Below are 12,109 nucleotides of genomic sequence, written 5' to 3'. Positions count from 1 at the left end.
AAATGGACGTAACTAAGCTTTGGCAACCATCGAATCCGGGGTTTATTACTAACCCCTTTCCAGTATATTCCAAAATATTGGCGCATGCACCTGTATTCCAATCACCCACTGGGGACTTCGTAGTAATGAACTATGATGGCGTGAAGCATGTGCTTTTTGCTAAAAATTTTCAGACAGGAGCCAGAGCGGAATGGATTTATAAAATGACTCAATATGCCACGGGCAGAAACATAGACTTTGGCTCGATTCGGCAGGCAGTGACTGGAATGCCTATACAACAAAACCCGCCAATACATAGTCTTATTCGGTCCGTTTTGGCTAAAAACTGGCCTTCAAAATCTTTTCTTTCGACAAAGTCTTCCGAGATTTGTGATGAAATCCTGGCAGATATGCCACCATCATTTGACCTGGTCTCTTTTATTGCCAAGAAGCTACCAGTATGGATGGTTTGCGATGTGCTTGGCATGCCGAGATCTTTAGGAGAAGAGCTTCAAGCAGATGGCTTCAAGCTGGTTCAACTCCTTGATCCCTATTTGACTTTTAAAGATTTAAAGAATATCCAGGTAGCCTCAACAAACCTTCGGGCATCTTTTGATCTTTACTACAGCAGCCTTGATAAGGAGTCGGCCGGATTGGCTGCTGCTGTCAAAAAAGCTGCAGAAGGCAACCCTGAATTTAATGCTGATCCCGTATCGCTCATTATTTTTCTTTTCATTGCTGCCTTTGAAACAACCTCCAGCCTGATAAGCATTTGCCTGCAAACATTAATTGAGGACAAAGAACTACTACGCAAACTTGATGACGACGCCAGCATTGAGCGCTTTGTCCGGGAGATATTACGTTTACACTCACCTGTGCAGATAACAGGCAGGTCGAACCCAGAACCTATTGCCCTTTCTGGCGTTGAAATTCCCGCTAATAGCACCATCACTCTTTGCCTTGGGTCTGCCAATCGTGACCCAGGTCATTTTGAAAACCCCGATCAACTAATTATCGACAGAAAGGTAAACGATCACCTTTCCTTTGGCTATGGTATGCATCATTGTCTGGGAAGCCAAATGGCAGTAGTTGAAGCTGCTTCTGTGGTCAAAGCTTTCCTACCGAAGCTAGAGCGTACCAGTATTGTTGGCAAACCAGTTTGGGAAAACAGGCTAATGATCAGGAGGCTACTTTCTATGGAACTGGCAATTTCAAACGAAAAAGCTATGTCAGTTTAAATGATAAAAAAAACCGATATTTGTCTCTTAACTGTGATTGGATCCCATTTCGAAACAATATTTCCATTGGTCAATGGGGTAATTAACTCTGATCAGCACTACTAGTTCAAGATGTTTGCTTGTGAAATTTGTCGGCGATATAGCGATAAACACCGGGCACCAAACCTCTTGCTTCGCCAACAGAACTACCTCCTCGAAGCAATAAACTTCACCACCTCGCCTCGGTTATTTACTCCCAGCTTGTCGTAGAGGTTTTTTAAATGGCTTTTGACAGTATTGATAGAAAGGAACAACTCATCAGCTATTTCCTGGTTGGTCTTTTGCGTGAAAACCATTTTTAACACATCATACTCCCGTTCGGAAATTGGGGTCGACAGTCGATCATTGAGCTCCTCCAATGACACGCTAAAGTCTCCTTCATATTTCCCCAGCATTTCATTGAGCCTTATCCGGTATTCGTTGAGCTGACCTTCCAGAATCTCATGTCTTAGCCTGGCTTTTTGCCGTTGATTATAAATGATAAGCACCAGTATAACAATTGCCAACGTGGAAGCGCCAACCAAAAAAAATTGCACTTGCTGCTTGCGTGACAATTCACTTTCTGTCAATTCTTGTTGCGCCACCAGCAACGCTATTTCCTTTTGCTGTTCTGCCTTTTCGTATTTCGATTCAATTTCCTCGATTTGGGCCACCGTTTCAAGTCTGAACAAAGAGTCCTTCAGCGCCATGTATTCTTCGTGTGCCGACAAGGCCAATGCTGTTTGATTTGACTTCTTCAAAAGGGAATAGTAAAATTTTATGGCTTCGATATGTTTGGGCAGCAAACCATACTTTTTAGCGGCGTCAATGCCCTGCTCGGCATAAGCAATGCCGGTTTTGAATTGCCCCTGCTGCTCTGCTACCTCCGCCAGATTGGAAAAGCAACTTACGTACACCTCGTACTCCTGAACTGCCCACGCTACATCTTTGGCGTTCAGGTAAAATTTTGTAGCCTGTTTCCAGTCTTGCTTTTGGTGATAAATTGATGCAATATTTTTATACGCATATGCGAGGTACGAAGAATCGCCATTCTCCAGAATGATATCCAACACTTTCAGGTTATGCTCCATCGACTGATCCAAATTTCCAAGGGCACTGTGGGCAAAAGCGAGAATCAGGTGCCCGAAAAAATACCTATCAGCTAATTTATACTCCTCAATGACTTGAAAACTTGCCTGTGCATATTCAAGTGATTTCGAATACTGCTCCAGCTCATTATAGATGCCTCCAATATTTCCTAAAAGACGTGATTTGAGAGAAGCTGCTTCCACTGTGGTCAAATCTCCTAGCTCTTCCAGGCCCGCATTGTAGTATTTCATCGCCTCATCAGTGGCGCTCAGGGTCAGTGAAGTATTGCCCATGCTATTGTAAATCTCTCCCTTCAGTAAGTAAAACGGCTTGGAGCCAACCAACTGTAGCGATTGATTCAAATGATTAAGTGCAGTGTCGTTTGAATAGGCCTGGGCGTAGGCGTTTCCCAATTTTTGATAGTAAGCTGCTTTTATAGAGTCATTGGAATCAGTTTGCAGATCTTTGGTGGACAATAAAAAAGTGATCCTCTCTCTTGAATTCTGCACTTTGTCTGCCTGCTCCAGTTGGGCTATTGACTGACTGTTTTGAGCGTTAGCGGTACCAATGGTCAACAGACAAATTCCCAGCCAACAAAATTTAAAAGCCATTTACTGAGTGATATGAATTCCCGACAAATAGCTGAAAATAATTATTGTTTCGGTTAATCGATCATAGTTCGATGAAATTTAGTAAAAAGAAAACCGGCCTCGTCCGATGAAGCCGGTTTTTCACAAGTAATAAATCCTGTTGTTGTGGGGGATCTACTATTTCTTTACCATCCTTTTGACAGTCGACCTTCCTTCTTCATCAACCAGGTAAAGGAGATAAACACCAGGCACCAAATCAGGAATAGTAAGCTCTATTTTGTCGGTTGCGGCTCTTTCAAGCATTAGCTGCCCATTCAGGTTGTGTAAGCGAATCGCACTGAGGTTCTTGCCTTCAATTTTGATCGCTTCTGTAAATGGGTTTGGATAGACCAACACCTGGCTTAGTTCATCGTCCACACCAGTCTCGACCGCCTCGGTTAATTCAAATACAGCTTCTGCGATGCCCTGGTAATTGGTGTCACTGATAGTCGCCACCACCGTGTAGCTTCCGGCAGCGACAGGAATGATTGCCTCTCCATTAAAAGTGAATACCACTTCCAAACCAGCAGGATCAGTCACGGCGGTCGGCATCTTCGGTGCACCATCTGCTTCCTGCTCCAGATCCGACAAGGTGATAGTGGCGGTGGCTTTATTTACAATAAAGCTTTGAGTCACATTGGCCGCTGCATTGAAGCTATCATCACCCGTCTGGCTTGCTGTGATCGTGACACTGCCTGCACCTGTGATTGTTGCAGTACTTCCGCTAATGGTGGCAGAGCCGGTTACAGTGTAGCTTACCGGCAACCCTGAGCTGGCAGTGGCCATCAAATCGAAGGCTGGGTCACCAAAAGTTTTGTCGCCTATGGCTTCGAAAGTAATCGTCTGATCCTCTTTCACAGGGTCAACAGGAGTATCATCGGTTACTGTGAAGGTCCTCGGCAATGCTGTCGCTGCCATGTAATTCACATTCCCGGCCTGACTGGCAGTTACCGTGATATCTCCTGCCCCCGTGAAGGTCAATGTTGTTTCTGCTAATGTCGCTGGCCCGCTTACCTCGTAGCCAACAGTCAGTCCTGAGCTGGCAGTTGCAGTTAACGCTATGCCGCCGGCACTAAGCAAATGGTTTTCTATTGCTTCGAAAGTGATGCTTTGCCCTGCTTTGTTGACGGTAAGCTCCTGCGTTGCTTCTGCTGAATTATAATTGATACTGCCTGCCTGGGCCACGGTGATGGTGGCGTTGCCTGCACCTACTATGGTTACTTTGCTGCCATCAATTGTCGCTACTGCTTCCTCTGAAGCGCTGTAGGTTAGCTCCAGGCCAGTGTCAACCGTGGCGCTCAGTTCGAATGACGCATCACCAAATGTTTTGGCCTCCAGCGCCCCGAAGGTGATGAGCTGATCAGCCTTGCCAATGGTAAGGGTACCCTCCACGTAGTTCAGTTCGTAGTTGTCGGCACTACCACCACTCACGGCAATGGCATAGTCGCCTGCATCGGATGAGGCTGAAGCTTCTGTTGTTGCTTCTATGCCGCCTACTATAACATCGGCCGTTTCGCTGTTCACAAAACCAGTAACGGTATAAGTGAGGTCGGGCAAGGTTCCGCCGTAGGTCATTTGCTTGTTCCCGGCTGTTACTGTCAGCATAGCTTTGCCTACTTCAAAGCTTCTGGTGACCTGAGCGGCCGGGTTATAGTCGTCATCACCAGCCTGAGTAGCCTTCACTGTTACAGTACCAAGTCCTGTGAGTGTCAGTTCGCTTCCATTCAACGAAGCAGGGCCTGACACCAGTTGGTAGTCGACTGCAAGCCCGCTGTTCGACGAAGCACTTAGCGTAAATATGTCTCCGTAGGTTTTGTCACTAATTGCAGCGAAGGTGATCGTTTGGTCTGTTTTTGCCGGGTCTGTGACCAGAAAAGTCAACACCTTGTTTTCAGCCGCCAAATAGTTCGCATTGCCTGCCTGGGTTATTGTGACCGTTACCTCACCAGCCACGCCGGTGAGTGTTATCTGGTTGCCCACGTTGGTTGCCGGGCCGCTGACCACAAAGGTCAGCGGGAGCCCGGAACCTACTGTCGCTGAAACAGCAAAGGGAATATCCATGATGGTTTTATTACTGATTGGATCCGCACTAATCGCTTGACCAGCTTTATTCACCATAAACGTCCGTTCGACAGCAACAGCAGCCTTGTGATCTCCATCTCCAGCCTGAGTGGCCCGAACGGTAACCTCTCCAGCCCCGGTAATGGTAAGAATACCGTTTAGCACAGTTGCATTTCCTTCGATCACACCGTAGGTAACAGGAAGGCCTGAACTAGCCTCGGCATTGAGCGAAAAGGCAGCGTCGCCAAAAGTTTTATCATCGATGATGGGAAATGTAATTGTCTGCTCCTGCTTATCAGTCGTAAACCTCCAAAATGTATTGTCGTTATTCCAGGGGGGCAGCTCATTGCCTAAAGCATCAGTTACAAACACATTGTCGAGACTATAAGCTCTTACCCAGAACTCCGTGTTAGCTGACAGCGGTTCAATGCCTGTAATACTTATCTGGTTTCCATTCACAACTTCCACATGAGAGGAGCTCCAGTCGATTTGCTGCTCCAAAAAGTTGCCAGAAACGGTTCGAATCTGAAAGAATGCAGAGCTACTTGCTGTATTGAGGTCAACGTCCTCATTAAAGGTGATAAGCAGATTAGGCTGAAAAGCTACAGCGGTGGCGCTATTGACCGGGCTTAGCGCTGTAATAACAGGTGCGTCCTCATCGGTACTATTGATAGTGATCAATAGGGCCTGCTCTACAAACAATCCACCAGCATCTGTTGAGCGAACCCGCACTGAGTAGCTGGACTTCGTCAGGTAAGTGAAGACGATATTAGCCTTTAGTGCATTGCCTACGATGCTGAAGCTTGCATTGTTGGTATCGCCACTACCCGATTGTAAACTATACGTGTGGCTGTCACCATCATCAAGATCCACGGTAGAAAATGTGCCTACAACGTCTCCAACCGCATTCCCCTCATCAATCGTGTGGCTCGACAGGCTATAATTGATCGGGGCCTCGTTCACATCATTGACTGTAATAGTAAAAGCCTTCTCAAAATTTGCCGATCCATCGCTGGATCTTACTCTTATGCTATAGCTAGACTTTATTTCATGGTTGAATGCGGCGCTTGCTCTCAGTTGATTTCCTGAAATATTGAAACTGGCATTATCTGTGCTGCCTGTGCCAGACACCAAACTGTAAGTATGGCTATCACCTGGATTTGCATCGGTACTGGTTAATGTACCAATCACAGCATTGATCGCATTGTTTTCATTGATGGAAGTAGCACTAAGTACAATGTTGGTGGGCGCTGAATTGGGTGCTGACTCTGTAGTAAAACTCCATGTCTCAGTATCGGCAAAGCCTCCCTCAAAGTTGTTCCCCGCCAAATCCCGAACCGCTCCATTGTCAATAGTGACGTAATATTCTGTGTTGTAAGGAGGTAGTGCATAGCTGGAGTTTGACAAATGTATGATCAACTGATTTCCGGAAACCGTAAATTGTTCGGTTTGCGTAATGGGATAGCCCGAAGCAGCCGGAGTTCCCCCTCCTACTCTCAACACCTTTACAAAAGAATAGTAAGGCTGAACAGGCTCACTAAAAGTCACCACCAAATCAGCATCACGAGCTACACCCGTTGAGTTGTCTAAAGGACTAAAGCTCAATATCGTTGGTGGTGTCACGTCTGTGTCTGCCAGGTTGTTAATGGTGATAGTAAACTGCTTTTCAAAAGTAGCTGTGCCATCACTGGTACGAACTCTGATGCTATAGCTGGTCTTCGTTTCGTAATCAAAAACTGCGCTGGCTCGAAGTTGATTTCCGGAAATATTGAAACTGGCATTGTCCGTGCTTCCTGTACCAGTCACCAAACTGTAAGTATGGCTATCACCTGGATTTGCATCGGTACTGGTTAATGTCCCAATCACAGCATTGATCGCATTGTTTTCATTGATAGAAGTAGCACTAAGTGCAATGTTGGTGGGCGCTGAATTGGGTGCGCTTGCAGTGGTGAAGTTCCAGAAAGTTTGGTTATTAAGTGTGGTCACCACATTGCCACTCATATCTTGAATGTTTGGGTTGAAATAGATTGCATATGCGGTGGCCGATAGCAAATCAACATTGAGATCAATGGTTAAGGTGCTACCGGAGATATTGACAAATGGTGAATTGGTGCCTAAGGTAAAATCCAGTACACCATTCTTAAAGAATCCAACCAAAACTGTTGCGGGTATAAGACTGATAGGCTCATTAAATGTGATTACAAAATTACTGTTCACTGGTATGTTGGCAGCATCATCAAGGGGGCTTAGACTTACTACAGCAGGTGGAGTCAAATCTTCGGCCACATCATTGATGGTAATCGTAAAAACTTTGTCAAAAGTAGCCTCCCCATCATTGGTGCGTACTCTTATGCTATAGCTTGACTTGGCTTCGTAGTTAAAAGCAACGCTCGCTCTCAGTTGATTGCCGGAAATATTGAAACTTGCATTATCAGTGCTTCCTGTTCCAGCCACCAAACTGTAGGCATGGCTATCACCCGGGTTTGCATCCGTGCTTGTTAGTGTCCCTATAACCGCATTGACCGCATTATTCTCATTAATGGAAGAGGCACTAAGTAGGATATTGGTAGGGGCGGTATTGGCTATACCATACCTGATAAATATGCCATTCCCAGAAACACCACTGGGGCCGCTACCGTAGTTGTAATTGGAAACTGAGTTATTAATCCAACGAACATTTCCATTATCATACTCGGCTACAAAACTTTTATTGGCAACTGTGCCGTCTCCCGAGACAAGCGTTGGAGCTATTTCATACGCAATCACATTAGCCGAACTAAGCTTCAAAAAACGCAATTCAGTATTTGTACGAGCCACCAATAACTCATTGTTGGCGTTGATGGTAAAACTATGAGCATACCCTAAATTCCGATTCCAGCGATCTGTTCCGGCATTGGTTAGTTTGATAAAATTGTTGCCAACAGCAGCATATACATTTCCATTTCCATCCAACTCAATTTCAGTTCCCTCGGAAGCGGTGCTGTATGTCCTTACCCAGGAGAGGGCGTTGCTGCTGGTCCATTTGGCGATGAAAGCATCTTTTAAATTCACAGAGTTAATGATATTGGTGCCAGCACCGGGATCAAAGTCAGCGTTTTGACCGAAAAATCCTGTGAGATAGATGTTTCCAGATTCATCAACAGCGATAGCATTACCTCGGGAATTCCTATTAGCATTGTAATCCAATGCGCCAGTGGGACTTTGTATCATCCACCCTTGATTGATACGCACTCCCGAGCTATTGAATTTTGCGTAGTAAGCATGTAGTTGCGGACCTGAGTAATTGCCATTAACTGTTCCCGCTTGATGCCCCGTAATAAAAACGTTACCAGATCCATCAACGGCTATTCCTTCACCACTAGAATAATCAATATTAATACCGGCTCCATAAGTATTTGCTGCGCTAAAAATGAGCGAACCCGTTGGATCCAGCCCTCTGACAAATGCTCTTGTAAACTCTCCAGCTGTCAATCGCAAACCGGTTACCTGTGCTCCAATTCCATCAGCGGTTCCCTTGATATCCCCAATAAAGTATACATTTCCATCGGCTCCAATGGTAATGTCGTTTAGAAAAAGCAAGGGGTCAAGCTCTTGACCACTATGCGAAATCATCGGCCCCCTTGTCCACATCGCTTTCACCCAAAGTAATGCGTCTGTGCTGCTATACTTTGCTATGAATGCATCGTTATAAGTGTCTTCAGCCTGAAAATTAACCGGGTCAGGTGCATTAACCACATTAGGACCTGGATCGAAATCCACAGCACCATTAAAATACCCGATAATGTAGTAGTCGCCATTGCTTGCCACTACGCCCTTACGTATACCTATCCATCCACCATTGAGATTTAACGACGGAGTGATGGACTTAAACACTGGGGTTTGAGCAATGCCTTGAACAGCACTGCTCAGTAAAAAGAAGAGTAATAATTTTTTCATGGTTTCAGCGATTTGTGAAACCAAATTTTCTCTTATTCACTCCCTTCCTCCTCACCCACCACGGGTGAAACAGCTACTAGCCGGGTGGCTAGTTTTTTCAAGTAACTGAAAACGAGCTTATTAAAAAGGACTATTTCGTTGCAATGAACTTGAGGGCGGCCTGGCGGTCGTTCACACCCAGCTTTTCGTAGATCTTGCTTAGATGGAACTTAACGGTGTGAACCGATAAAAAGACCGTCTCTGCAATCTCTTTGTTATTCATATCTGACACGGCCAGCCGCAGTATTTCAAACTCCCGCTCAGTTAACGGCGAGGTCAGCTTACCATTTACAACTTCCATGGACAATTCCCCCTGGCTATCTCCCGGGGCCAGCAATAAATTAAGCTGATTACGCAGGTTGGTAATCTCTTCGTTGAGCAGTTTCCGCTTCAGCTGCGTGTTCCACACAAACACAAAAGCGCCACCCACCACTAATACTACCGCCGCCAGAGCCAGGTAAAGCTGGCTGCGGGTTTTGTCGAGCTCAAGCCCCGCAATTTCGTTTTCTCTGGCCAGTAGAATGATTTCCTTTTGCTTTTCTTCAGTTTCGTATTTTTCTCTTAGCTCGTCGATACTTTTCTGCCGATCGGCATTAGTGAGAGAATCATTCAGGCTCATATACAGCTGGTAGTATTCCAGTGCCTTTCTGTAATCGCCCACCCCCTGGTAGCTCTGAGCCACCACCTGCCGGGTGTCCCTTACTAGTCTTGGTTCCTGTGCATAACTCAGCGCTTCCACACTGTACTGCACCGCCCTGCTAAAATTACCCAACGCCAGGTAAGTATCAGCAAGGGAAAGCACGTCGTTGGCCAATCCCAGCGTATCCTGCAGTTGCCTGTCGATGGCAATAGCTTCCTGGTGATAAAAGATAGCAGAGTCGTTTCGTTTAAGCTTTAGCTGAATGCCTGCCAGAGAATTGTAAGTGGTGGCAAGGCCTTTGATGTTGTTGTATTTTTTCTTTACCCGAAGGCTCATCCGAAAGTAGTTGATGGCCATGTCCACATTGTCGAGCCTGTAGTAGAGCCTCCCCAGGTTATGGTAGCTGGTACCGAGCAGCGCCTCCTCTCCTAACTGCTGTTTCAGGTCAATGGACTTTAGCATATAGTCAATGGCACCTTGTGTATCATCCATATAGCTCACCAGGTTCGACAGGTTGTTGTAGATAAACGCCTGACCTCGAACGTTTTTCAATGCCTGAAACATAGGCAGTGCTTTGAAAAAGTTTTCCAGCGCCAGTGAATCCTTCGATTGATAGTAATACAAGGTGCCGAGCTCAAAGAAGGATTGCGCTAAAAGGGTACTGTCTTCCTGCTCCAAAAATATCTTGCTGGCCTCTTTCAGCAATACTTCAGCGGAGTCCATTTCCCCCGTGTACAAAAGAAGCTGGGCAAGCGTGATGTTGGTTCTTCCTGTCAACCACTCATCGTCGTCCGCAAGCATCCTTGCTCTGCGTGCAAGCCTGAAAGCGATGGCGGGCTCACTGGTTCTGAAAGCGTAGGCCACTTCGTTGAGGTAGGTAACTTTCTCCCTGATGGATGTTAGCCCACTCAGCTGGGCCATGACGCTATCCGGAATGGTTTCGGTCTGCCCAAAAGAGGAAAATGATACAAGGCAAATGACAGCGGGCAAGCAGGCCAGGGTCAAAAGTCTTCTTTTATACATAGGGAATCGGCAGCTACGGGCATTAAAAAAGGTAAGAGGAATAAATCTATACAAAACGAAAAGAAAATGGTAGTAAAATCTATCCGCATCCAATCCCTAAACCGAGATGAAAGCTTTGCAGCCCTTCAGGATACACACCAGGCCCCGGGAAGTGTTCTTTTAAGCTGTATATGAAAGAACCCGCTGAAAAAACGCATCAACTTCAATGTATCATAGCCGCTCCAGATCACTCCAGCCTGCCAAACATAATTCGCTCCTTCCTGCTCGCATCTGTATCTCCCTGGGTCACGGTAAGCCACACACTGCCCTTATGCTCCACAAAGCTCGGGTACTGAAAAGAGCTTTCGCACTCGAAACGATACTTCCTTTCCCAATGAATACCATCCGGGGAAACATCAATATTAAAGACGCTCCGAAAGGCACCGTTAACCTTGGTCGACTCCTGCCAGCCTAAATAATAAATGCCTTTGAACTTATCAAAGGTTGGTTTTGAGTTAGTTCCATTGGGAACAAACTTCCGGTGATCAGCTTTCGTCCAAACCCTACCATTCGTGCTGGTAGTGAAAGCATAGTTTAAACTTCCCGACTCCGTTCTGCAAATAGCCAGCCAGCTACCATCAGGCAGTTGGTTAACCGCAGACTCACTCAGCTTCAGGTCGTTGGGTTCATTGTAATGCCCAAGCAACTCAAACGTATCGAACTTCTTATTGAGCACAGCAAGCCCATTTTGCCTGCCCGGAAAGTTATTAAGTACGGCGTATATTTTTCCATCAATTTCCTTGAATTCAAATACATACAGCCCATAATCGACCGGCTTTCTGATCAGCCCATTAGCGACAGCATCTTCGTAGTAGTATTGCGGCTGCATATCAAAAACGCCAGCGGCTGTCTTGATTTTGGCTTTATATATTTGACTTCTGAACCCTTGCTTTTTGAGATCAAAGTCAATGTACCACACCTGCGACTGCCGCTTGCCCGGCTCTTCACTGGCGAAAAAACAGCGCAAGTACCTTTTGCTCATTTGTATGATTCGGGGAACAAAGCATGCTCCTTCAGGTAGTGTGGCATTGTCGAAAGCCTGCCCTCCTTTTACGAACGGAATAATTCGCTCAACCTTTTGCGTCTCAATATTTACAATTGAAAGGGCATTGTAAACGTAGGGCCATTCCGGGTTTTCGCCTGGCCGCACATCGTTGATCATGGTAGCTATGTAAGCGTGGCTCCCTACCATCACAAAGGAGGCATCATGAGCTCCTTTCGCCTCCGGGCTGGTGACTTTGATTAAGTTGGCCATCACCAAATCAGCCGCTAGTTTGGGGTTCCAGTCTGCAGGCAGAATGGGCTCATTGACATTTACCTGGGCTGTTTGACCGGCAACACTCAGAGCGCCAATCAGTAACAGGGCGACAACGTTCATCACTTTCTTCATGGAGAATCAGGGTAGTTATTCACATTCA

5 protein-coding genes are annotated in these 12,109 nt (G+C 46.0%); 1 reads left to right on the top strand and 4 read right to left on the bottom strand.

The genetic code is table 11. The annotated features are described in order from the left end of the window. Positions 1 to 2: 2 nt before the first annotated feature. Complete coding sequence (locus ACMVP2_RS15085; RefSeq protein ID WP_416864114.1) at positions 3 to 1,217, top strand: cytochrome P450; 1,215 nt, start codon at positions 3 to 5, stop codon at positions 1,215 to 1,217. 185 nt (positions 1,218 to 1,402) lie between these two features. Here ACMVP2_RS15085 and ACMVP2_RS15080 read toward each other — a convergent pair whose 3' ends face one another. The 4 genes from ACMVP2_RS15080 to ACMVP2_RS15065 form a co-directional block, all read right to left on the bottom strand. After that, complete coding sequence (locus tag ACMVP2_RS15080; protein ID WP_416864113.1) at positions 1,403 to 2,935, bottom strand: LuxR C-terminal-related transcriptional regulator; 1,533 nt, start codon at positions 2,933 to 2,935, stop codon at positions 1,403 to 1,405. A 156-nt stretch (positions 2,936 to 3,091) separates the two neighbouring features. Further along, entirely contained in the window at positions 3,092 to 8,950 is a 5,859-nt protein-coding gene (locus ACMVP2_RS15075; protein ID WP_416864112.1) for an Ig-like domain-containing protein, read from the bottom strand. Positions 8,951 to 9,080: 130 nt separating this feature from the next. Further along, complete coding sequence (locus ACMVP2_RS15070; protein WP_416864111.1) at positions 9,081 to 10,652, bottom strand: tetratricopeptide repeat protein; 1,572 nt, start codon at positions 10,650 to 10,652, stop codon at positions 9,081 to 9,083. Between the two features lie 226 nt (positions 10,653 to 10,878). Continuing rightward, a complete protein-coding gene (locus ACMVP2_RS15065; RefSeq protein ID WP_416864110.1) occupies positions 10,879 to 12,081 on the bottom strand; it encodes a sialidase family protein in 1,203 nt (400 codons plus the stop codon). Between the last annotated feature and the right edge of the window lie 28 nt (positions 12,082 to 12,109).

This window comes from Imperialibacter sp., from assembly GCF_048007035.1.
Lineage (GTDB): Bacteria > Bacteroidota > Bacteroidia > Cytophagales > Cyclobacteriaceae > Imperialibacter.
The sequence above is the reverse complement of the archived record's forward strand: the minus strand, read 5'-3'. Positions and strand labels throughout refer to the sequence as shown.

Bases quoted from the DNA above. Each gene is read 5' to 3' on its own strand.
- ACMVP2_RS15085 (WP_416864114.1), top strand. From the start codon at position 3: ATGGACGTAACTAAGCTTTGGCAACCATCGAATCCGGGGTTTATTACT.
- ACMVP2_RS15080 (WP_416864113.1), bottom strand. From the start codon at position 2,935: ATGGCTTTTAAATTTTGTTGGCTGGGAATTTGTCTGTTGACCATTGGT.
- ACMVP2_RS15075 (WP_416864112.1), bottom strand. From the start codon at position 8,950: ATGAAAAAATTATTACTCTTCTTTTTACTGAGCAGTGCTGTTCAAGGC.
- ACMVP2_RS15070 (WP_416864111.1), bottom strand. From the start codon at position 10,652: ATGTATAAAAGAAGACTTTTGACCCTGGCCTGCTTGCCCGCTGTCATT.
- ACMVP2_RS15065 (WP_416864110.1), bottom strand. From the start codon at position 12,081: ATGAAGAAAGTGATGAACGTTGTCGCCCTGTTACTGATTGGCGCTCTG.